The 22676-nt window shown below is 72.8% G+C and carries 18 protein-coding genes and 1 pseudogene; 11 read left to right on the top strand and 8 right to left on the bottom strand.

Annotated features, from left to right (window positions below):
* Window positions 1-27: 27 nt before the first annotated feature.
* Window positions 28-1329, top strand: a complete 1302-nt coding sequence (locus C9F11_RS39470) for a PD40 domain-containing protein (protein ID WP_138964889.1) — start codon at window positions 28-30, stop codon at window positions 1327-1329.
* A gap of 7 nt (window positions 1330-1336) precedes the next feature.
* Here the strand turns inward: C9F11_RS39470 and C9F11_RS39465 are convergent, their stop codons facing one another.
* The gene (locus tag C9F11_RS39465; protein WP_138964887.1) at window positions 1337-1963 is read right to left on the bottom strand and encodes a TetR/AcrR family transcriptional regulator; all 627 of its coding nucleotides are present in this window, start codon (window positions 1961-1963) and stop codon (window positions 1337-1339) included.
* Between the two features lie 110 nt (window positions 1964-2073).
* Here C9F11_RS39465 and C9F11_RS39460 point away from each other — a divergent pair, with 110 nt between their 5' ends.
* Both C9F11_RS39460 and C9F11_RS39455 read left to right on the top strand, forming a co-directional pair.
* Complete coding sequence (locus tag C9F11_RS39460; RefSeq protein WP_249402069.1) at window positions 2074-3246, top strand: serine hydrolase domain-containing protein; 1173 nt, start codon at window positions 2074-2076, stop codon at window positions 3244-3246.
* A 147-nt stretch (window positions 3247-3393) separates the two neighbouring features.
* On the top strand, window positions 3394-6249 hold the full coding sequence (locus C9F11_RS39455; RefSeq protein WP_138964883.1) for a hypothetical protein: 2856 nt from the start codon (window positions 3394-3396) through the stop codon (window positions 6247-6249).
* Between the two features lie 50 nt (window positions 6250-6299).
* On the opposite strand, the gene C9F11_RS39450 is transcribed toward C9F11_RS39455, so the two are convergent.
* Window positions 6300-6893: a TetR/AcrR family transcriptional regulator gene (locus C9F11_RS39450; protein ID WP_138964881.1), complete on the bottom strand. Its 594-nt coding sequence runs from the start codon at window positions 6891-6893 to the stop codon at window positions 6300-6302.
* A gap of 102 nt (window positions 6894-6995) precedes the next feature.
* Here C9F11_RS39450 and C9F11_RS39445 point away from each other — a divergent pair, with 102 nt between their 5' ends.
* The 6 genes from C9F11_RS39445 to C9F11_RS39420 all read left to right on the top strand — a co-directional run bounded on the left by C9F11_RS39445 (window position 6996) and on the right by C9F11_RS39420 (window position 15556).
* Entirely contained in the window at window positions 6996-7421 is a 426-nt protein-coding gene (locus C9F11_RS39445) for a nuclear transport factor 2 family protein (protein ID WP_138964878.1), read from the top strand.
* Window positions 7422-7471: 50 nt separating this feature from the next.
* Window positions 7472-8482: an NAD(P)-dependent alcohol dehydrogenase gene (locus C9F11_RS39440; RefSeq protein ID WP_138964877.1), complete on the top strand. Its 1011-nt coding sequence runs from the start codon at window positions 7472-7474 to the stop codon at window positions 8480-8482.
* Between the two features lie 64 nt (window positions 8483-8546).
* Complete coding sequence (locus C9F11_RS39435; RefSeq protein ID WP_138964875.1) at window positions 8547-9170, top strand: TetR/AcrR family transcriptional regulator; 624 nt, start codon at window positions 8547-8549, stop codon at window positions 9168-9170.
* A gap of 562 nt (window positions 9171-9732) precedes the next feature.
* Window positions 9733-12024: a YcaO-like family protein gene (locus C9F11_RS39430; RefSeq protein WP_138964873.1), complete on the top strand. Its 2292-nt coding sequence runs from the start codon at window positions 9733-9735 to the stop codon at window positions 12022-12024.
* Window positions 12024-13754 (top strand): ABC transporter ATP-binding protein, encoded by a 1731-nt coding sequence (locus C9F11_RS39425; RefSeq protein ID WP_138964871.1) that lies wholly within the window; start codon window positions 12024-12026, stop codon window positions 13752-13754. Before C9F11_RS39430 ends, C9F11_RS39425 begins: the two co-directional genes overlap by 1 nt.
* Window positions 13751-15556 (top strand): ABC transporter ATP-binding protein, encoded by a 1806-nt coding sequence (locus C9F11_RS39420; protein WP_138964869.1) that lies wholly within the window; start codon window positions 13751-13753, stop codon window positions 15554-15556. Before C9F11_RS39425 ends, C9F11_RS39420 begins: the two co-directional genes overlap by 4 nt.
* Before the next feature lie 143 nt (window positions 15557-15699).
* Here C9F11_RS39420 and C9F11_RS39415 read toward each other — a convergent pair whose 3' ends face one another.
* The 3 genes and pseudogenes from C9F11_RS39415 to C9F11_RS39405 form a co-directional block, all read right to left on the bottom strand.
* Window positions 15700-16203, bottom strand: coding sequence for an RICIN domain-containing protein (locus C9F11_RS39415; RefSeq protein ID WP_138964867.1), 504 nt, complete (start codon window positions 16201-16203; stop codon window positions 15700-15702).
* A 101-nt stretch (window positions 16204-16304) separates the two neighbouring features.
* Entirely contained in the window at window positions 16305-17273 is a 969-nt protein-coding gene (locus C9F11_RS39410) for an FG-GAP-like repeat-containing protein (RefSeq protein ID WP_138964864.1), read from the bottom strand.
* Between the two features lie 220 nt (window positions 17274-17493).
* A pseudogene (locus C9F11_RS39405) lies at window positions 17494-17592 on the bottom strand (SAM-dependent methyltransferase); the annotation flags it as partial.
* A gap of 176 nt (window positions 17593-17768) precedes the next feature.
* On the opposite strand from C9F11_RS39405, the gene C9F11_RS39400 reads away from it, so the two are divergent.
* Window positions 17769-19025, top strand: a complete 1257-nt coding sequence (locus tag C9F11_RS39400; protein WP_138964862.1) for an SLC13 family permease — start codon at window positions 17769-17771, stop codon at window positions 19023-19025.
* A gap of 40 nt (window positions 19026-19065) precedes the next feature.
* Window positions 19066-19539, top strand: a complete 474-nt coding sequence (locus tag C9F11_RS39395; RefSeq protein ID WP_138964860.1) for a universal stress protein — start codon at window positions 19066-19068, stop codon at window positions 19537-19539.
* Here C9F11_RS39395 and C9F11_RS39390 read toward each other — a convergent pair.
* From C9F11_RS39390 to C9F11_RS39380, 3 genes are all read right to left on the bottom strand, one after another.
* Window positions 19536-19997, bottom strand: a complete 462-nt coding sequence (locus C9F11_RS39390) for a cyclic nucleotide-binding domain-containing protein (RefSeq protein ID WP_138964858.1) — start codon at window positions 19995-19997, stop codon at window positions 19536-19538. The genes C9F11_RS39395 and C9F11_RS39390 overlap by 4 nt on opposite strands.
* A 133-nt stretch (window positions 19998-20130) precedes the next feature.
* Window positions 20131-20634 carry a hypothetical protein gene (locus C9F11_RS39385; RefSeq protein ID WP_138964856.1) on the bottom strand — a complete coding sequence of 168 codons (504 nt, stop codon included), beginning with the start codon at window positions 20632-20634 and terminating at the stop codon, window positions 20131-20133.
* Window positions 20635-20656: 22 nt separating this feature from the next.
* The gene (locus C9F11_RS39380) at window positions 20657-22657 is read right to left on the bottom strand and encodes a carboxypeptidase-like regulatory domain-containing protein (RefSeq protein WP_171075998.1); all 2001 of its coding nucleotides are present in this window, start codon (window positions 22655-22657) and stop codon (window positions 20657-20659) included.
* Between the last annotated feature and the right edge of the window lie 19 nt (window positions 22658-22676).

The following is a 22676-nucleotide window of genomic DNA, read 5'->3' as shown; positions in this document are numbered from 1 at the left end:
CCCTGATCGCGGGGAGGACCGATCAGCGTGCGACGGACGAGCAGCGGGAGCGGAAGACGGTGGCGGCGCCGCGGCGGCTGTGTGCTCGCGGCCTCCGTCCTGGTGGGGTGGCCGACGCCGCAGGCGCAGGCGGAGCCGGGAGAGGACGGCGTCGTCCAGGTCGACCTCGGGCCCGAGGGTGCGCAGCCCGACAACTGGTCGCAAGCACGCGGGATCAGCGCCGACGGAAGGTTCGCCCTCTTCACCTCTCTGGCGTCCAACCTGGTGCCGGGTGACACGAACCGCCTGTACGACGTCTTCGTACGGGATCTGCGCTCCGGGCGTACCGAGCGGGTCAGCGTCGGCGACGACGGGGCGCAGCTGGACGGGTCCACGAGCGAGGCCGGCATCAGTGCGGACGGCCGCTACGTGGCGTTCAGCACCGACGCGCCCGGCGTCGTGCCGGGGCAGCCGACGGGCGGCGGCGAGAAGGTCTTCGTGCGGGACCGTACGGCCGGGCGCACCGAACTCGTCCCCACCGAAGGGAACTCCGGCAGCCCCGCCATCAGCGGGGACGGCCGCTATGTGGCGTACCACTCGGGTCGGCGCGACATCGCCGTCGCCGATCGCCGGACCGGGGCCACCCGGCTCGTCACGACCGGGGCGGACGGCTCCCCGGCCGACAACGCGTCCGCCGACCCGGTCATCAGCGCGGACGGAGCCACCGTCGGCTTCCGTTCCAAGGCCACCGACCTGCTTCCCCGCGGGCAGGCCCGTACCGTGGCGCAGCCGGGCGGGGCCCCGGCGTCCAAGCCCCCTCCCGCGCGCCACACCTTCCCCTTCTTCGCGTACGACGCGCGCACCGGCCGCGTCCAGAAGGCCTCCGTCGACGCGACCGGCGCGCCCCGCGACGCTCACCCGTACGCGACGCTGAGCCCGGACGGGCGCCACGCCCTCTTCAGGGTCTTCGAGCCGAACGGCCCTGACGTGGACGGCTCGCACGTCGAGCTCTACGTCCGCGACCTGTGGCGGGGGACGACCACGCGGGCCGCGCCGCCGCTGCCGGGCACCCGGACGGTGCACGACGCGTACCGCGGCACGGTGACGGCCGACGGCCGTCGGCTCGTCTTCGGCTCGGGCGCCGACAATCTGGTGCCCGGTGACACCAATCAGGCCGTGGACGTCTTCCGGCGCGATCTGCTCACCGGCCGGGTCGAGCGGATCAGCGTGACCGGGGGCGGCACGGAGATCTCCTGGGCGCCCAACTCCCTCTCCGTGGACGGCCTCGGCACCGCCGCGCTCCTCGACGGGGGCGGCAAGGTCTACCTCCTGCGGCTGCCCACCGGCTGATCGGGCGTCAGCGCGCGCGGCGGCACGCGCCCGTGAAGACGCGGTCGAGTTGGTCGTCCAGGGCGGTGAGGACCGCCGCTTCGGGTGTGCCGTCGGGGTCGATGTGCGTGTGCAGGGCGAGCCCCTCCGCACACGCGACGATCCGCAGGGCCTGACCGGCGGCGTCGACGCCCCGGGCGACCTCGCCGCACGCCTTGCCGTTGTCGATGGCCCGGGTGACGCGTGCGCGGATGCCCGCGAGGGTCTCCCTCTGGACGGCGGCGAGGCGGCTGTGGTGCGCGGCCTGGTCCGCGAAGGCGCGGCGGACCAGGAATTCGGCGCGGCGGTCCCGGTCGAGCGGCACGAGCTCGGCCAGGGCCTGGCGCAGCATCGTGGCGATGGTGCGGCCCTGCGCCTCGCCGCGGTTCACCAGTTCCTCCACGCGCGCGGTGAAGCGGGCGTTGACGCGGGTGAACGTGGCGAGCAGCATCTCGTCCTTCGCCGTGAAGTAGTGCTGCACCAGGCCCACGGACATGCCTGCTTCGGCGGCGGTCCGCGCGACGGTCACGGCGGTCAGGCCGTCCCGCACGATCAGGCGCTGGACGGCGTCGGTGATCTGCCCGTTGCGGGCGTCGTGGTCGGCGGTTCTCGGCACGCGAAGACGGTACCGCGCGCGATAACCGTATGCATATATTGCTACCAGTACCGCTACCGGAGAAGGAGTCCTCGATGCTTCGACGCCGTTCAACTCGCTTACTGGGGCTCGTGATCGCTCTCGCCTCGCTCCTGCCGTCCGGTGTGGCCGCCGCCGGCCCCGGCGGGGGCGGCCAGGCGGAGGCCCACCGCCGCCCCGCCCGTGACCCGGCCCTGCAGACGCTGGCCGACCGGGTGGTGGCCGACCCGAACCCCAACCCCGGCGCCTTCCTCCTGGCTCGCGACGGAGCGCGGGTCCGCTTCGGCGCGGCCGGTCTCGCGGACCGGGCCACCGGCGCCCCGATGAGCCCGGACCTGAGGTTCCGCGCGGGAAGCATCACCAAGACCTTCACCGCGACGGTCGTCCTGCAACTCGTGGCCGAGCACCGGCTGCGCCTCGACGACACCGTGCAGCACCTGCTGCCCGACCAGGTCCGCGCCGACAACGCGCTGTCCGGCGCGCCCATCACCGTCCGCCAGCTGCTCCACCACACCAGCGGCCTGTACGACTACGTCGAAGGGCTGCTCCCCCGCTTCCGCGCCCTCGACCAGTACTGGCCCCGCGACCAGCTGATCGGCATCGGCCTCGCCGAGGCCCGGTACTTCCCCGCGCCCGGCACCCGGTTCCGGTACTCCAACACCAACTACCTGCTGCTCGACCTCATCGTCGAGCGGATCACCGACCGCGATCTGCGCACCAACCTGGAACAGCGCGTCTTCAAGCCCGCGGGTCTGCGGGACACTTCGTACCCGCTGGCGGACACCGCCGTCGACGGGCCCCACGCGCACGGCTACGCGGACGTCTCACGGCTGCTGCCGCACGTGCCGGACCCCACGCGGTACGACGTCACCTCCCTCAGCCCGTCCGAGGCGGGCGCGTCGGGCGCCCTCGTGACCACCGCGGCCGACACCGCGCGCTTCTACCGGGCCCTGCTGCGCGGGCGGCTGCTGCCCCCGGCCGTCCTGCGCCGGATGCTCGACGACACCGTCCCCACGACCGGCAGCCCGCGGCCCGCGGTGGGCTACGGCCTCGGGATCTACGTCTACGCCACGGACTGCGGCCCCGCGTACGGCCACGGAGGCAGCGCCGCCGGATATCTGACCTTCGCCCTCAACAGCCGCGACGGCGACCACCAGCTCGTGGCCCACACCAACTGGAACCCCCTCGTCGACGCCGGGCTCGACAAGCCGTTCTGGGCAGCCTTCCAGGAGGGGTACTGCGCCGGGGGTCACACGACCGGGTGATTCCCCCTACGGCACGGCCGCTGTTCCATTGAACGGAACGGGCGCTGGCCCTCACCCGCACCCCTCGGCATAGTCGGCCCTCCGCGCCCCTGCCTGCACGAGCGCGTGGACACAGCTCAGCGAACCCGCGACTCGGAGGCGGCGCTCATGACCCTCATGCGACTCACACTCGACACCGTGTACCTCTTCGAGGAGGAGGAAGCGGGATCGACCCGCATGGGCCTGTACGTCCGGGTCCTCGACAACTCCGGGAACCAGGTGGCCGAGTTCCGCTGGAACCGGCGCAACGGCGAGGTCGAGGACAACTTCCAGTACCCGCTGGACGGCGACCAGGAGTACCCGAGCGTCCTGGTGTTCGACATCGGCGGTGTCCCCGGCGGCATCGGCCGCCTCCACGTCAAGGCGTACACGGACAACGACGAGCGCTGGCCCGACGAGGGCCACCACGAGAACTTCCTCGGCGAGGCGGAGGTCGTCTTCGACACCCGCGAGCCGAGCCAGCTCGGCCAGGTGCTGCTCGGCCCCACCACCACCGACAACGGCCACACCGGCTACGCGGTGACCGGCGTCCTCGAAGCCGTGCCGCCGCACGTCTTCCGGCAGCTGCGGCTGGTGTTCCGGGACGTGGTGGTCTTCGACGACGAGAACAGCGACTTCACGCACATGGGCCTGTACGTCCGCGCCTTCGCCCCGGCCCAGGGCGGCGCCGAGGCCATCGACCAGGAGCTCCTGCGCTGGAACAACGGGGGCGACCGCGTCTTCGACGAGGCGCTCTTCCCGCTCGCCAGCGGCCTGCCCTCCCCCGTCACCACGCTGGCCGTGGGCGGGCCGACCCGGATCTGGGTCGAGGCGTACACCCACGACGACGAGGCCTGGCCGAGCGGCGGCGCCTACGAGAACTTCCTCGGCCGCGCGATGATCACCATCGACCCGAACGAGCCGGACACCCTGGGCCGCCACGTCCTCGGCCCCACCCAGACCGACCAGACCCACAACGGCTTCCTGCTCACGATGAGCAGCGAGCTCCTGCCTCCCGACGCCACCCCGAACCTGGAGATCACGGGCGTCGAGGTCACCCAGGCCACCCAGCACTTCACCCCGCCCACGGGCGGCCCGCAGCACGCCCTGGCGGCGGGCAAGGCCACGCTGGTCCGGGTCTATCTGGACTCCGGCATCGATCCGCGCGAGGGCGGCACCGTGGACGGGGTGGTCGGGACGCTGACCCTCAACGGCGGCTCCTTCACCACCCGTTCGCTGAATCCGATCACGGCCCGGCCCATCGCGCAGGTCGACCGGGGGCAGATCGCGCACACCCTGAACTTCCTCATCCCCGCGGACCGGGTGACGGCCGGGACGGCCAAGATCCAGGTGCAGGCGGAGGTCGCGGGCACCTTGAGCAACCCCATGGAGGTGACGGCCGACTTCCGGGCGACGCGGCCGGTGACCGTCTGGATGGTGCGGGTGTCGACCCCGGCGGTCCCAGCCCTCACCCCGGCGCGCTACCGCGCCGTCGCCGACCTCCTCCCCCTGCGCTACCCCATCGCCGACACCGGCGGGATCGTCTACTACACGGTTCCTGGCCTGACGGAGATCCACACCACCCGCGACCTGGCCAGCGAGGACGGGCAGGGCGACTTCATCGACGACCTGGAAGACATCCAGGAGGACCACGGCAACGACGACCAGCTGCTGTACGCGATGCTCGACCACGCCGTCCCCCTGGGCAAGATCGGAGGCCTGGCGCGATACAACGATCACGTCTCGTTCGGGTACGAGGACGCCATCACCTTCGCCCACGAGGTCGGCCATCTCCTGGGGTTGCGCCACGCACCTTGCGGCGGCCCCGAGAACGTCGACGAGGACTTCACCCCGCCCGACGGCCGGACCGGCGAGGTCGGTGCAGGACCGCTGACGCCCACGCCCATCCTGCACCCGGCCACCACCGGTGACCTGATGAGCTACTGCGACGTCCGCTCCAGCTGGATCGGCGGCTACCACTGGCTCCGGCTGCTCAACACCCTGTCCGTGCGCGGCGAACAGGCCGACGCGGCACCGCCCGAGCGCCCCGTGCACGGCACGGTTCCGGCCGCGCTGACCACCACCAGTCGGCCGTTCCCGGGCCAGTACGTGCGAGTGCGCGGCCGGGTCAGCCGCTCCGGGGCCGTGCGCTGGCAGCCGTGCCTGCGGACCTTCCGCAAGCCGTCGCCGCCGCGGACGGTCCCCGGCCCCGTCTACACCGTGTCCGTCGAGGACGCGGCCGGGCAGGTCCTGGCCAGCGCCCCGACCGCCGTGGTCTTCGACCGCCACGAGCAGCAGGAGGCGGCGTTCGGCGCCCGTCTGCCCTACGCCGCGCGGGCCCACCGCGTCGTCCTGCGCCGCGACGGGACCGAGCTGGGCGCGCTGGTCGTGCCGTCCGGCGCCCCCCAGTTCATCCTGAACACACCGCTGTCCACGCCGGAGATCGACACCGAGGGCGTCCTGCACCTGCGCTGGCAGCGACTGGACGTCGGCGAGCCCGAACCGCGCCCCGCCTTCACGTACTTCGTACGGTTCACCAACGCCGACGGGACCTTCGCGCCCCGCCCGGGGGTCAGCCTCAGCGGTACGTCCTTCGACCTGGACCTGCGCACGATGCCGGGGCACGAGCGGTGCGTGGCGCAGGTCATCGCGACCAACGGCTATCACACGTCGTACGTGCAGACTCCGGCGTTCGCCCTGCCTCCGCGACCGCCCGAGGTGCTGCTCGGCGCCGTCGAAGGACCGCTGTTGAACGCCCAGGGCAGTTCGCCGCAGCACGGCCCGATCACCGGCGCCGACGTGGCGTGGCTCGTCGACGGCCGCGCGGCGGCGACCGGCGTCTCCTTCGACGTCCGCTCCACCGGCTCCGGAGCCCATGCGATCGCGGTCAGGATCACCGACCGCGACGGCCTGGACATCACGGCGCCGCTCGGGACGTACGACGGCACCAGCGGGCAGCGCCTGCCGGTCCCGCCTGCTCAGTAGCCGAAGCCCCCGAGCCCGCCGCGTGACCGAGGTAGCCGATCACTCACCCCTCAGACGGGAGCCACTGCCGACCGCGTCGCGGAGTCGACGACGTACTCGAAGAGTTCGCGGGACGCGGCGGCGGGCGGCCGCGCTGCGGGACGGGACGCGCCCGTGGCGAGCAGGCCGTCGACGAGGATGAGCAGCTGGTCCGCGCCGAAGTCGGGGCGCGCGTGCCCGAGGGCGGTCAGCTCGTCGGCGAACAGGCCGTGGAGGGTGCGCCGGTAGGCCTGGGTGACCTCGTGGGCCGGGTGCTCGGGGTCGGTGAGCGCGAGGTCGGCGGCCAGATAGCGGCAGCCGTGGAAGTCCGGGGCCGCGGCGATCTCGGCCAGCCGGTCGGCGACCGCGAGGAGCCGGGTACGGGGGTCGTCCCCCGCGGCGTCCATCGTGGCGCGGTACTTCGCCAGGTCCTCGGCGGTGCTGCGGCGCAGCACCTCGGCGATGAGGCCGTCCTTGCCGCCGAAGTGCTCGTACAGCGAACGCCGGGCGGCTCCGGCCGCCTTGAGCAGGGCGTCCACGCCGACAGCGACGCCCTGGGTGTAGGTCAACTCCTGGGCGGCGAGCAGCAGTCGTTCGCGGGGGCCCGGTTGGGTGGCGGCGGTCATGGCGTGATTGTGCCAGCTCTTGACGCGGTAGATCAACTGGTCTATCTATATCTCCAGCGACAGCGGATAGACCGAACGGTCTATCCCTTCTGGGGAGGCATCATGTCCACTCGCCACACCACCGAGGCCGTCGGCTCCGTCCGCGACACCACCGAGGTCATCGACCGCTTCAACCGCGCCTTCATCGAGCACGACACGGGTCTCCTGGCAGGGCTGATCGCCGAGGACTGCGTCATGGAGAGCGTCCAGCCCGCGCCCGGCGGGGAGCTGGTCCGCGGCGGTGAGGCGTGCACGGCCTGGTGGTCGGCCGTCATCGACGACCGCGCCACGCAGTTCACGCCGCAGGAGGTCATCGTGGCGGGCGAGCGCGCGACGATCGTGTGGAGCTACCGCTTCGGAGCGGGTCCCGACCAGTGGGTGCGCGGGGTCAACGTCATGCGCGTGACGGGCGGCCGGATCACCGAGGCGTTCGGCTTCAGCAAGACCGCGGGCGAGGTCCCGCTCGCCGCCGAGTCCGACGCCGCGTGACGCACCCCTGCGCCCGGCGCCTCCACCCCCGTCACACGAAGGGCCTTTCGATGCGGAGCTACCACCTGTCCCACAGCGGCGCCGGACTCTCCGGCCTCACCGTCCGCGAGCACGACGTCCCCGCGCCAGGACCCGGCCAGGCCGTGGTGGCGGTGCGCGCGACATCCCTGAGCTTCCGCGAACTCATGGTCCTCGACGGCACCTACGTCCTGCCGGTCGAGCCGGACGTCGTCCCCGTGTCGGACGGGGCCGGTGACGTCGTCACGGTCGGCCCGGACGTCGACGCGGTCCGCGTCGGCGACCGCGTCGCCGCCACGCTCTTCCCCTCCTGGCAGGACGGCCCGTTCGCCGTGGAGCACCTCGCGCAGCGCGGCGGCTCCCTGGACGGCATGCTCACCGAGTACGCCGTCGTCGACGCGGACTCGCTCGTGACCGTCCCCGCCCATCTGTCGTACGAGGAGGCCGCGACGCTGCCCTGCGCGGCGGTCACGGCCTGGAACGCGCTGACCGGCGACGGCGTCGGCGTCCGGCCCGGCGACACCGTCGTCGTGCAGGGCTCCGGCGGCGTGTCCCTCTTCGCGCTCCAGTTCGCCAAGGCGCTCGGCGCGCGGGTGATCGCCACGACCAGCAGCCCGGCCAAGGCGGCACGGCTGCGCGGCCTCGGCGCCGATGACGTCGTCGATTACACGGCCACGCCCGACTGGGCCGACGAGGTCCGCGCCCGCACCGGCGGGCGGGGCGCCGACCGCGTCGTCGACGTCGCCGGGCTCCTCCACGAGTCCGTCCGCGCCGTCGCCCTGGCCGGCACCGTCGCGTGCGTCGGCTTCGTCGGCAAGACCGCGGAGCCGCTCGACCCGCGGGCCCTGTTCGCCTCCGGCGCCACCGTCCGCGCCGTGGCGGTGGGCAGCCGCGCCCAGTTCACCGCCATGAACGCCGTCATCGAGGCGCACGGGCTCCGGCCCCTGATCGACCGGGTCTTCCCCTTCGACGAGGCCGTCGACGCCTACCGCCACTACGCCTCCGGCGGCGCCTTCGGCAAGGTGGTCATCAGCACCTCGTGACCCCGGCGCGAAGGCAACTTGGTCGGGTGACTTGTTCTCCTGACTAGGTCGGTAGGATGGGCGCATGGCTCACGTTTCCGCGGCCGAGCGCCGCCCTCAACTGATCAAAGCGGCCATCGACCTCATGACCAGGGAGGGAGTGGCCGCGGGCAGCACGCGCGCGATCGCTGCCGAGCTCGGTGTCGCGCAGGCCACGGTCCACTACACCTTCGGCACGAAGGCGGATCTGTACCGGGCGGTGATGGAACAACTCACCACCGACCTGATCGCCCACGTCGAGCGGGCGACCCCGCGGGACGCCGGTTTCGAGGACACGATCGTCGCCCTGGTCAGCGTCCTGTGGCGCACCGTGCGGGAGGACGCGATGCGCTACAACCTGCAGACCGAACTGAGCATGGTCGCCCTGCGCACCCCCGAGATGACGGAGGCCCTCGGGAGCTACTACCAGGGGGTGAACGACGTGACGGCGAAGCTGGTGTCCGAGGCGGCGGCCCGGACCGGGCACGAGCTCGCCCACCCGGCGGAGGCCATCGCCCGCTTCTTCCTCGCCGGCTTCGACGGGCTGACGCTCCAGTGCCTCTACACCCCGGACCAGCCCGGCGAGGACCTCGCCCTCCAGGCCCTGGTCTCCGCGACCATCGCGCTGGCGGGCGGCCGCCTGGACCTGGTGAAGGTACCGACGGACTGAGCCCCCATAGCGTTGAATCGGCCAACTACATGCGGCGGGCAAAGTGACCTCACCAGTCTGCTGAGCCACACCCACTTGTCCCGTACGCGGGTGCACTTGGGTCGCGCCGACACGATTCGGTCGAGATGGCCGAAGCCCGACGGAAATCCCTGGGGGCCGGTCCGCGTATTTCCATGTCGCACGTCGTTAATCCCACACGGCCGTTACGCCACCTCTTGGCGGCAGTTTAGCTATTGCATTTGTCGTGCAGGAGCGAGACGGATGCAGGAGTCGGGAATCGGCCGCCCTCCGGGTTCCTACGCTCAAATGCGTATGTGCGACGCCCCTCCTGGCAGACCACCCTCTCTACCATGCGGCGACATCCGTGATGGGAGCCGTATGTCCGTGAGGAGGACCGAATGATCGTGCACATTGATTTCCACCGCACTCGGAGGATGCTGGCCCCGAGCCACAACCACTCAAGTATCGCTCCTGTGTTCACCTGGAACGACTGAGAAATAGGTGCCGGGTTCCGGGAATCGCCGACCGGCGATTCCCGGAACTTCATGGGTTGGAGGAATCGTTGACGGTCAATGAATCCATCGGAATCGGCTGCCCCCGGATGGTGCGCGTAGAATTACGGCCACTTGTCTGGCCCCGCCCGGGCGCGCCGCGGCACACGCTCGCCATCGCCCCGAGAGGCGGCCTCTTCGAGATCAAAGCGGCGCCCGAGGACGTCGCGGCGGTCCTGGCCCGCTGTGACGGCGCGACCCCCCTCGACGAGATCGTCCGCACCACCTCCGACCCGGCGGGCTACCGCGAAGTCCTGGAGAAGCTCACGGAACTCGGTGGACTCAGCACGGCGGAACCCATCGCGGGCGAGGCCAACTGGCTGCGGTTCGACCAGGGACCACGGCCCGACCCCGAGCGGGTGACGGCCACACCGCTGATCCTCACGGGCGACGCGGAGCTGACCGACGTCGCCCGCGTCTGCCCGGCGACGGCCAACTTCGCCTCGGTCGAGGTGACGCCCAGGTCCGGCCTCGCGGACGCCCTGGCGGCACATCCGGCCCACAAGCCCGTGGTGCTCGCCCTGCGCGACCGCTTCGACCTCGGCTATCTGGAGTCGCTGAACGACTTCTGCGCCGAGCACCGGGTCCTGTGGTCGTCGTTCCACCTCAGCGAGGGCCGCGGCTGGGCCGGGCCGACCGTCGCACCCGGCCGCACGCCCGACTACCGGGACCTCCTGGGCCGACGGCTCACGGCGGCCGAACGGCCCGACGTCCACGCCGCGTTGACCGGCGAGGCCGTCTTCGGCGCGGGCGGCGCCCCGACGCCCTCCGAACTCCTGTGGATGCTCTCCTACTTGCTGATCGACATCGAGCGCTGGGTCGCCGGGGTCACCGCGTGGTCGCTGTGGGCGGAGATCGAACTCGACCCGGTCGAGCTGACCATCGCGCGCCACCCGGTGCTTCCGCTGCCCGACCGGCCCCTGAACGACGACACCCCGCCCTTCAACGAACGGCTCCTCCTTGACAACCGCACCGGCCTGATCGCCTCCCACCAGATCTTCGAGCACGACAAGTCCGTCCCCGACCGCCTGGTCACGGTGCAGACCAACGTCGCCGACATGCGCCGCCTGTACACCTGGGCCAACAACGTGGTCTGCGGCGGCACCGCGTTCCGCAACTTCCGTGCCGCCCGCAGCGCCGCGATCGGCGAGGCCGTCGAGCGGTACTGCGGGAACTGCATCACCGAGACCGTCGACGTCCGTGAGGCCTCGTACCAGGACCTGGAGCGGGCGGGGGAATCCGCACTCGACCCGAACCGCCTCGTGCTCTACTCGGACCGCTTGTACGACAGCCCCGGCTTCCCGTTCGTCCGGTTCACCCACGACCGGACCACCCACTGGGTGCCGGGCCACTCGCTCACCGCCGACCGGCCCGTGTGGGTGCCCGCCAGCCTGGTGTACGTCAACTGGTACATGGACCAGTACGCGAACGTGCCGCCCACCAACTTCCTCTACTACCCGGGACTCGCCGCGGGGCACACCCTGGACGACGCGCTGGTCTCCGGCATCGAAGAGGTCATCGAGCGGGACGCCACCATGATCTGGTGGATGAACCGCCATCCGCTCCCCAAGGTGGAACAGCCCCCCGAACTCGCCGCGCTGTGGGCCGGGCGGCCCGCCGAACTCGGCCAGCGGGCCTGGCTCATCCAGCTGGACAACGAGTTCGACGTGCCGGTCCTGGCGGGAGTGGTCGAGAACCACATCGAGAAGCTCTTCACCATCGGCTTCGGCGCCCGGCCCGACCCGGTGGACGCCGCCCGCAAGGCGTGGGGCGAGGCGTTGACCCTCCAGGACGGCACCCGCGACTTCGACGACCCGGCGGGCCTGTTCCGGGAGGCGGTCGCGGCCGGCTGGACCAACGCCATGGTCAAGCCCTGGCGCAAGGACCGCGCCTACCTCGACGACTACGCGAAGGACTTCCACGACGTCAACGACCTGCTGTGCCAGCAGCAGCTGTTCCTCGACCCGCGCGCCACCGAAGTGGTGCGGCCCTGGGTGGACACCCCCACGAGCCGGTCGGTCGACGACCTGCCGCGGCTGCCCGACCGCACCCTGGCCACGTACCGGGACGTGGTCGAGAAACGCGGCTACGAGATCATCTACGTGGACGTGACCACCCACGACGTCGCCAAGACGGGGTTCCGCGTGGTCCGGGTGCTCATCCCCGGTCTGGTCCCCAACTTCCCCGCGGCGTTCCCGTTCCTCGGCAGGAGGCGCATCCAGGACATGGCGGTCACCCTCGGCTGGAGGCAGCGGCCGCTGACGGAGGAGGAGCTCAACTACTTCCCGCTGCCGCACGCCTGATGCTGCTCCACCGCCGACTCCTCGAACTCGCCACCGCTGTCCGCTGGCACATCGCGGCGGCGGTGGCCGTGGGGCTCGGCGTCACCGCCACCTACGTCGGCCAAGGGCTGCTGGTCGCCGCCGTTCTGGAGCAGGTGAGCGACCACAGGCCGTGGACCGCCAGCGTCCCCCAGGTCGCCGGGGTCCTCGCGCTCGTCGCCGTACGGGCCGGGCTGCTGCAGCTGCGCGAGCTGTGCGTCAGCCGGACGGCGGCCGCGACCAAACTGCGGCTCCGCCGCCGCCTCTACGCGCATCTGCTCGCCCTGGGCCCCGGCCACCTGACCAGGACCAGGACGGGCACCGTGCAGTCGGCCCTGGTGGACGGCGTGGAGGCGGTCGAGAGCTACTACGCGCGCTATCTGCCGCAACTGGCCGTCTGTCTTCTCGCACCGGTCGGCCTCGTCACCTACCTGGCGTCGATCGACTGGGTCGTGGGGGTACTGGTGGCGGCCCTCGTGGTGTTCGTCCCGCTGGCGCCGCGCTGGTGGGACCGGCTGCTCGGCGAGCGCGGACAGGCCCACTGGGACGCCTACGCCGCGCTCGACGCCGAGTACCTCGACACCATGCAGGGCCTGACGACGCTCAAGGCGTTCAACGCCGGAGAGCGCCGCCGGGCCGAACTCGGCGACCGGGCCGAGGTGTTGTACCGCTCCACGATGGCCCAGATGCGCGTGTCCCTGGTCGACACCGGTCTCACCGCCTTCGGGGTCGCGGCGGGCACCTCGCTCAGCGTGGGCGTCGGCGCGCTGCGCCTCGCCCAGGGGGCGTTGGACCTCGCCGGGCTCTACGTCGTCCTGTTCCTGGTGTTCGAGTGCTTCCGCCCGTTCATCGAGCTGTCCCGGTTCTGGCACGCCGGGCACACCGCGGTCTCGGCCGCCGCGGGCATCCACGCCCTCCTCGACGCGGTTCCGCAGACGCCCGAGCCGTCGGCTCCCCCGCGGCCCCGGCGGATCGAGCGGCCTCCTGTGGTCGAGTTCGAGCGCGTCACCTTCACCTACGCCGACCGCGCGGCCCCCGCCCTCGACGAGGTGAGCCTGCGGCTCGAAGCGGGCGGGACACTCGCCGTCGTGGGCCCCTCGGGCGCCGGGAAGACCACGCTGGTCTCCTTGCTCCTGCGCTTCTTCGAACCCGTCGGCGGGCGGGTCCTCGTCGACGGCTCGGACATCCGCGGGCTGCCCCTCGCCACGCTCCGGGAGACGATCGCCGTGGTCTCCCAGGACACGTACCTCTTCCACGGCACCATCGCCGACAACCTCCGGCTCGCCCGGCCCGGCGCCACCGCGGCCGAGATGCGCGACGCGGCCCGCGCGGCCGGAGCACACGCCTTCGTCGAGGCCCTCCCGGCCGGATACGACACACCGGTCGGCGAACGGGGACTGACGCTCTCCGGCGGCGAACGGCAGCGCATCGCGATCGCCCGCGCCCTCCTGAAGGACGCGCCCGTGCTGGTCCTGGACGAGGCCACCTCCAGCGTCGACGCCGCGGCGGAGGCCGACATCCAGCGGGCGCTGGGGACGCTGAGCCGGGGCCGCACGACCCTGGTGGTCGCCCACCGCCTGTCCACGGTCCGCGACGCCGGTCGCATCGCCGTCCTGGCACAGGGGCGGGTCACCGAGGTCGGCGACCACCGGAGTCTGCTGGTCCGCCGCGGTGACTACGCCCGCATGGTCGCCGCGCAGGCGGCGCCATGACCCCGGCCGCACGGTCGGCGCCGCACGGCCCGGCGTTGACCGGTCTGCTGCCCTTCATGAAGGGGTTCCGCCGCAGGCTGGCCCTCGCGCTGCTGGTGGGGATCGCCGACCAGGCGCTCGGGATCGCGGCGGCGGTCACCGCGGTCTGGCTGGTCGGCCTGGCCGCCACCGGTCACTCGGCGCGGGCCGTCGGCCTCGGCGTCGTGCTGCTCGGCGTGCTCGTGATCGCGCGGGCCGCCGCGGCGTGGGCCGAGATGTGGATGGTCCACGACATCGCGTACCGCATCCTCGCCGTCCTGCGGGTCCGGGTCTACGAAGCGCTGGAGCGCCTGGCACCGGCCTATCTCCTCGGCCGCCGCACCGGGGACCTCGCCTCGACGGTGATGGCCGACGTCGAGCTGACCGAGGAGTTCTTCGCCCACACCGTGATCAGCTTCCTCGTCGCCGTCGTCGTCCCGTTCGGCGCGCTCGCGGTGCTCGGTACGCTGCATCCCCTGCTTCTGGCGGCCGTGCTGCCGTTCCTGGCGGCGATCGCCACCGTCCCGGTCTGGCTGGCCGCACGGTCCGGCGCCCAGGGAAGGGAGCTGCGCGCGCGGCTCGGCGAGGTCAACGCCGATGTCGTGGACGGTGTGCAGGGGCTTCGGGAACTGGTGGCGTTCGGCCGCGGGACGGCCTGGCTCGACCGGATCGGCCGCGGCGGGGCCGCCCTCTACCGCGCCCAGCTCGCCCACGGCCGCAGGTCCGGCGCCGAGCACTCCGCGGCGGACGCCCTCGTCACCCTCGGCATGGCCACCGTCCTCGTCACCGGCTCCCTGCTGGTCTCGGACCACCGGCTGTCCGCGACCACCTTGCCGGTCGCCGTGATCCTCGCCGTCTACTGCTTCGCCCCGCTGAACGACATCCTCTCCACCGCCCGCAACTTCGGCGCGGTACGGGCCGCGACGGACCGCGTCTTGACCGTCCTCGACACCCCGCCGACCGTCACCGACCTGGCCTCGCGGCCGCCCCCTCCGCCCGTCGATCCCCACGTACGGTTCCGCCGGGTGACCTTCGGCTACGGCACGAGGGGCCCCGACGTCCTGCACGACGTCAGTTTCGCCGTGGCGCCGGGCGAGACGGTGGCCCTGGTCGGCCACTCGGGCGCGGGCAAGTCCACCTGCGCCCACTTGCTCATGCGGTTCTGGGACGCCCGGCAGGGTTCGGTCTCCGTCGGCGGCCACGACGTCCGCGCGTTTCCCCAGGCCGCGCTGCGCGAACTCATCACGCTGGTGCCCCAGGAGGTGTACCTGTTCAACACGTCCGTGGCCGAGAACATCCGGATCGGCCGCCAGGACGCCACCCGCGCCCAGGTCGTGGCGGCGGCACGGCGGGCCATCGCCGATGACTTCGTACGCGAACTCCCGCACGGCTACGACACCGTCATCGGCGAGCGGGGCGCCCAGCTCTCCGGCGGCCAGCGCCAGCGCATCGCCATCGCCCGGGCCTTCCTGCGGGACGCGCCCGTCCTGGTCATGGACGAGGCGGTCTCCAGCCTCGACGCCGAGAACACGGCGCTGCTGCAGGCCGCGATGAAACGCCTGCAGGCCGGGCGCACGACGCTCCTGGTCGCCCACCGTCTGTCGACGATCCGCTCCGCCGACCGCATCGTCGTCCTCGCGGGCGGCCGGGTCGCCGAATCGGGAACCCACGCGCATCTGCTCGCCCGCGACGGCGTCTACGCCCGCCTCATCGCCTCCCAGCACGACGGTGTCGTCGACGCCCCGCGGCGGCCCGGCGGGTCGTCGCACGACAGCGGGTACTGAGCCGCACAAGGCCGAGCTCGGCTCCGATCACCCGGGCGGGCCGGGGTGCCGCCCTCCTCCCGGGTGATCGTCTCTCACTGCGGCGCCTCGGCCGCCGCGTACGGCGCGGACAGGTCAGCGACGCTGTACCCGTGGCGCACCGCTCAGGTGGTGTGCCACTGCTGGTGGGAGCCCAGGTTGCAGTCCCAGATGATGACCGCAGCGCCGTTCCCCCAGTTGGCGTTGGCGATGGTCAGACACCGGTTGTACGCCGGGTTGCGGAGCCGGGTGCCGTCCCAGACCCACTGCTGGGGAGCCCCGCCGTGGCAGTCCCACGCGTTCAGGGCGGCACCGTTCTCACTGTTTCCCGCGGCGACGTCCAGGCACTTGCCGTTGAGGTCGCTGCGGATCGTGTTGCCGGCCCAGTACCACCGCTCGCTCGTGCCCCCGAAGCAGTCCCACATGGCGACCAGGGCACCGCTGCCGGGGTTGGCCCCTCTTACCTCCAGGCATCTGTTGTTCATGTTCGAGGCGATCATGAAGCCGACCTTGGCCCGCTGTGTGCCGGGCTGCTGCGAGGCCGAGGCCGAGAGGGTGGTCGTGAAGAGGCTGACCAGACCCAGGACCAGGGCCGCGAGGAGGGCGCCGGGCCGTCGTGACGTCTTCACACGTACCTCCAAAGGTTGGATGCAGGCGCTTTCGTCGGCGACGACGCTACGGGGACACGGCTGTGCCCGGTGAGACGGAAACGCGCCGCCCGTGGGGACGGTCAGACCGGGATGTCGCCCGCCACGCCGTACTGCCGGACGGTCTGGCCGCCGTCCGTCGTGCGCAGGACGTACCACGTTCCGTTCGACGGCCGCCACACGACGAAGTCGGCCCGCCGGTCACCATCGAAGTCACCGGGCACGGGCACGTCGCCCGACTCACCCCACCGCTGCGAAGCCGCGCTGCCGTTGCTGCTGCGCAGCACGTACCACGTGCCGTTCGACGGCCGCCACACCACGTGGTCCGCCCGCCGGTCACCATCGATGTCGCCGAGCACCGGAATGTCGCCGGATTCACCCCACCGCTGCGAGGCCGGGCTGCCGTCGCTGCTGCGCAGCACGTACCACGTGCCGTTCGACGGCCGCCATACGCCGAGGTCCGCCCGCCGGTCGCCGTCGAAGTCACCCGGCACCGGTACGTCACCCGACTCGCCCCACCGCTGGATCGTCTGGCCGCCGTTGCTGCTGCGCAGGACGTACCACGTGCCGTTGGACGGGCGCCACACGGCGGCATCGGCCTTCCCGTCACCGTCGAAGTCACCGGCCAACGGAACGTCGCCCGACAAGCCGTACTGCTGGATGGTCTGGCCGCCGTCCGTCGTGCGCAGGACGTACCACGTGCCGTTCGACGGCCGCCACACGGTGAGGTCGGCCTTGCCGTCGCCGTCGAAGTCGGCGGCCACCGGGACGTCGCCGGGCTGGCCCCACTGCTGGATCGTCTGGCCGCCGTTGCTGCTGCGCAGGACGTACCACGTGCCGTTGGAGGGCCGCCACACGGCGGTATCGGCTCTGCCGTCGCCGTCGAAGTCCGCTCTCAGCCGTTGTGGCGCGCCCCCGTCGAGCGCTGCCCGGGACGGGGGAGCCGGCTTCGCGTCCGCTACGGCGGGGCCCGCGAGGCCCGTGGTCACCGCGAGCGCCGTCGCGCAGGCCGCGCCCATGCGGACAGCCGGACTCGTCTTCCTCTTCCTCATGGCTTCTCCCGCGTTCCTGTCGTCGCGCTGATCGACAGCGCGTGTCACTGAGTGAGTTCGCTGAGTCGTGTGCGCCTGGGGAACACGGTGACGATGCCCGAAGGGAGCGCCGGGGGTAAGACGAAATTCCGCTGAGCGGAACGCACGGCTTGCTGTGTCCGATAGGCGATGGGGCGTGGCGGGTTCACCCCCGCCCGGCCACTCTCCTCGTCGGTGCCGAGGCCTCGGCGCGGTCGGCGATGTGCATCAGGACGAGCCGGGCGTGCGCGAGGTCGAATCCGCCGGGCGGTGCGGGCGGCGGGTCGGCCACCACGTCGTGGGTCCGGCTGGTCGTCTTCCGCTCCGCCTCGGCCGGGTCCGCACGGTGCCGAGGGCCTGGTGGGGCCCCGCGGAGTGGCAGGATGACACGGCAGCGGATCATGCTGTCCTGCCGTTCTCTCTCCCGGGTGCCTTCGACGGGCTCCGCGGAAGGCTCCGCTGCTGAAAGGTTCCGCCCTGAACGCCTCCCTCGCCGAAGCGCTCTCCGCCGTTCTGCTCCTGGCGGTCCTGGCCTGTGCGGTGGTCCGGCCCTGGGGCTGGCCGGAGGCGGTCGTCGCCGTCCCGGCCGCCGGGGTGGTCATCGCCACCGGGGCGATCCCGCTGGGCCACGCGGCGGACGAGGCCGCCCGCCTCGGCCCGGTGATCGGCTTCCTCGCGGCGGTCCTGGTCCTGGCTCAGCTGTGCGACGACGAGGGCCTGTTCCAGGCCTGCGGCGCCTGGATGGCCCGGCGGGCGGCCGGGAGCCCGCGCCGGTTGCTGGTGCAGGTGTTCGGCGCCGCCTCGCTGATCACCGCGGTGCTCAGCCTGGACGCCACGGTGGTGCTCCTGACGCCGGTGGTGTTCGCCACCGCGGCCCGGCTCGGCGCGCGGCCCGCGCCGCACGTGTACGCCTGCACCCATCTGTCGAACTCCGCCTCGCTGCTGCTTCCGGTGTCCAACCTCACCAATCTGCTCGCGTTCGCCGCGAGCGGACTGAGCTTCACCCGTTTCGCCGCTCTGATGGCCCTGCCCTGGCTGGCCGCGATCGCCGTGGAGTACGTGGTCATCCGGCGGTTCTTCGCCACCGACCTGGACGCCGGAGCCGAGGCGCCGCCCGCTGCCGAGCTCCGCGAGGTGCCGGTGTTCGCGCTGGCCACGGTGGTCTGCACGCTGGTGGGTTTCGTGGTGGCCTCCGCGGTCGGGCTCGACCCGGCGTGGGCGGCAGCGGCGGGCGCGGCCGTGCTCGGGGGCCGTGCCCTGCTCCGGCGCCGCACCACTGCCACCGCCCTGGTGCGTGCCGCGTCCCTGCCGTTCTGCGCCTTCGTCCTGGCCCTGGGCGTCGTGGTGCGCGCCGTCGTCGACAACGGGCTCGCCGACGCGCTGGGCCACGTGGTGCCCGACGGCACCGGATTCGCGGCCCTGCTCGGCATCGCGGCCCTGGCCGCCGTCCTGGCCAACGTCATCAACAACCTTCCGGCCGTCCTGGTACTGCTGCCGCTGACCGCTCCGGCCGGTCCCGGCGCCGTCCTTGCGGTGCTGCTCGGGGTGAACATCGGGCCCAACCTCACCTACGCCGGTTCCCTCGCCACCCTGCTGTGGCGGCGGATCGTCCGCGAGCACGACAGTGACGTGCAGCTGGGCGAGTTCACCCGGCTCGGGCTCCTCGCCGTGCCCGCCGCGCTGCTGCTCTCAGTGGTGGCACTGTGGGTGTCGCTGGTCGTGATCGGGGGCTGACGGGCCCAAGAGCCCGAGGAGGCCGAGGAGGCTGGACACCATGACCGTCATCGCCTGGATCGCCGAAGGCACCTGGCCCACGTGCGTCGACGCCGTCCGCGCCCACGCGCCCGCGCCCGCCGACGTGGTGCTGCTGCACGTCACCGGGGCCGAAGCGCCCGGAGCCGCCCATGGCGCGTACGCCGGGCTGCTGGGCCGCGCCCGGCCCGACCGCGACCCCGGCACCGCCGTGGAGCACCTGGCCGCCGCGTCCGCCGAGCGCCTCCTGACCGCCGCGGCCGACCGTCTCGGGCGTCCCTGTACGCGCGTCGAGCGCGTCGGCCGCGCCGAGCGGGAAGTCGTCGCCGCAGCGGAAGGCGCGGACCTGCTCGTCCTCGCCCGCGACGGCGACCGCAGCCGCCTGGGGCCCCGCAGCCTCGGCCCCGCGAGCCGCTTCATCGTCGACCACGCCCCCTGCCCGGTCCTCCTGGTCTGGCCTGAGGCCACGCCGGGGGCCGCCCTGCCGCCGCCCTAGCGGGGACCTCCGCTGCCGTAGGGCGCGTACAGGTCCAGCAGGCGGGTGCGGGCCGACTGGAGGCGGTGGGCCAGGACCTTGCCGACCCATTGGCCTACGGCGGCGCCGAGCCGGGGGTCGCTCGCGCACAGGGACCGTACGGAAGGGGCGTCGAATTCGTAGGCGCGTACCGGAGTCGTCGCCACGGCGCCCAGCTGCCATACGTACGGCGGGAACAGCCAGGACCAGCCGACCAGTTCATCGAAGCCGACGGTCTCGATCACGGGTGAGCGGCGGCCGGGCACGTGCATGTCGAGGGTGACCGTGCCGGTGCGGACGACCCAGAAGCGGTCGGCGCGTCCGCCCTCGTCGAACAGGCGGGTGCCCTCGGCGACGGGGACTTCGCGGGCGACGCGCAGCAGACGTTCCCGGTGGGCGGCGGGCAGGGCCCGCAGCATGCGGGTGCTGGACGTGGTCATGGTGTTCACCGCTGTGCCTTCCTGTCGTGCCGCGGTGGGCCCGACGCTGTCAGCGTCCGCCCCGGGGCCCGCGCGGCACAGTGGCCGGGCGGCGCCCGGGCGCGGGCCGAACGGCCCTGACGGGCCGGGCCGGTCAGACGGGTTCGGCGGCCGCGCGGCCGGGCGGCGGGTCCGGCACCGGCGGCGCCTGGAAGCCGTCCCGCGTCCAGGCGACCTCGAAGGGCATGTCCGGGTCGGCGTTGCTGAAGCGCGCGGACACGTCGCGGCCCGCGACGAGCACGGTGACGACCAGGGTGGCGGGCAGGTCGATGCCGTGTCGTGCGGCGAACGCCGACGGGTCCGCTGCCGCCTCCCGGGCGAGGTCCGGGTCGTCGGCGACGGCTTGCAGCACCTCGCCGACGCGTTCGTCGCGGGCGAGCTCGACGATCCGGTCGTGTTTGGCGATGGCGCGCTCGACGCCCGCGAGGTCGCCGCTCAGCACCTCACGTGACAGCGGCGGCTTCGGCGGCTCGGGCCAGGGCGGCCTGCGGCGCAGCATCTCCCGGAGCCTGCGGGCCTGCTGGTGCAGGTCGGCCAGGTCCGCCCGGTGGAGTTCGGCCAGGCGCTGGAGCGTGGCCTGATGCGGGTTGGCGGGCATGGGCGGTCTCCATCTCGTACTGCTAGAGGGCGGTGTCCCAGGTCCCGGACCGGTAGGTCATGACGGGGTCGACGGTCAGCCCGCCTTGCTCGTCGACGGTGAACCGCGTGACGTACCAGAGCCTGCTCGCGGCGCCGGGGACCTCCGCGACGACCCAGCGGCCGCGCCGCGTGGGCAGTCCGGCGGCGTCGAGGCTGAGCAGTGCCACCGAGGCGCCGGAGGCGGCGAGGGTCTGCTCGCCGGAGAAGTTGTCGACCCAGCAGCGGTACTCGCCGGGGACGAACGCCCCGGCGACCGGGGTGACGGTGACGCGTTCGGGCCCGGTGGCGTCGCGGTCGTCGACGTCCAGGCGTACGAAGTCGACGGGCCGCATGGCGTTGAACAGGCAGTGGAAGCGCCCGTTGCTGCCGTCGGGGCCGGAGCAGTGCAGGTCCAGGTCGCGCGGGAGGGCGCCCCAGTCGAGCTGGAGCACGAACGCCGTGGGCGCTTGGACGGACACGTCGCGGCGCAGGCGCACGGTGATGGTCACGGTTCCGGAGGCCGGGACGGTCGCGGGGACGCTGCTCGGCAGATAGCCGGTCATGGTCGCCCGTACCGTGGCGGCACCGGCGGGCTGGACGCGGGCGAAGGTCGCCTGGGGCGGCGCCCCGCCGGTGGTGGCGGTGCGGGCCGTGCCGCCGGCGGTGAGCCGGACGGTGGCCCCGTCGAGCGGCTGGTCGTTGTTGTCGGCGTCGACCACCCGGACCACGACGGTGGCGGCGGTGAGCTGGACGACCAGTTCGACGTGCTCGCCGCGGGGGCCGAGGGTCACGGTCCTGTCGGTGCTGGGGTCGTACTCGGTGGAGAGCTTGACCTGCCCGTGCGGGACGCAGGCGAAGGAGAAGCGGCCCTCCAGGTCGGTCCTGGTCTGGTACGGATTGCCGTCGAGGTCGAGGAGCGGGTTGTCCCGGACGTCGGTGAGGAACACCCACTCGCCGGGCATGGGGCTGCCCGCGGAGTCGAGGACGCGCCCGGTGACCATCGTGCAGTCCATCGGGATCCGTACGTCGACGGCGCCCCGGTCGGGAACGGTGTCCCTGACGGTCGCGGTCTGGAAGCGGTTCGCCGTGGCCTGGAGTTCGATGGGCCCGGCGGGAACGCAGTCGCGGACGGCGCCGTCGACGGGCGCGGTCAGGTCGGCGCGGCCGTCGGTGGGGCTCGGTCGGGTGTCACCGGCGAAGGGCACGCTCGGCGGCAGCGCGGCGACGTGGGCTCCGGGGATCGGTGTGCCGGTGCTGCGGCGGGTGACGACGGCGGTGACGTGCGCGCAGCGGCGGCACGCGCTGTCCGCGGGCGGGCGCCAGCCGAGGTCGGGCCTGACCTCGTTGAACTCGACGGTGAACGGGGTGGCGGCCGGGCCGCCGGGCTCGGCGTCGCCGTCGACGCGGCGGGGGCTCGCGTCGTCGCGCAGCCGCCAGAACCGCTCCGGCTGGGCCCGGTTGCGGGTGGCGAAGCCGAAGCTCACCTGGTCGCCGGTGTCGATCGGCGTACCGACGGGGGAAGGGCTGCCGCCCACCACCCTGGTGACCGTGAACGTCCACTCCCTGGAGTCACCGGGCTGATAGCCCGCATGCCCGGGGCCCAACGGCGAGGTCACCAGCAGGGGACGGTCGCGGCCGCCGAACTGGTACGTGACCACCTGTGGGTCCTTCTTGCTCTTGCGGGGCAGCACGAGCACCCCGTGGTCGACCCGGACCAGGACGTCCGGCAGCGGCCGCCACGTGCCGTCGACGGCGCGCAGCACCATCTGGCCCCCGCTGCGGACCGGCCAGGTCGTGGGCTGGTCGATCAGGAAGGTTTCCCAGGTGCCCGGCGTGCCGGAGGCCGGGCCGAGGAACCCGGAGTGGGCGGTGGGACCGTTGATGGCCTGAAGGCAGCGGCCGTCCGGCGTGCGGATCCGTACGGCGTTGGGCTTGAGCGGCGCCGGCCGGCACCCGCCCTCGACGCATTCACACCATTCCGAGCAGGGAGGCCAACAGCTCATGGGCGCGCCTTTCCGCTGG

The organism is Streptomyces sp. YIM 121038 (genome assembly GCF_006088715.1).
Taxonomy (GTDB): Bacteria; Actinomycetota; Actinomycetes; order Streptomycetales; family Streptomycetaceae; genus Streptomyces.
This window is presented reverse-complemented; position numbering and strand designations above follow the sequence as displayed.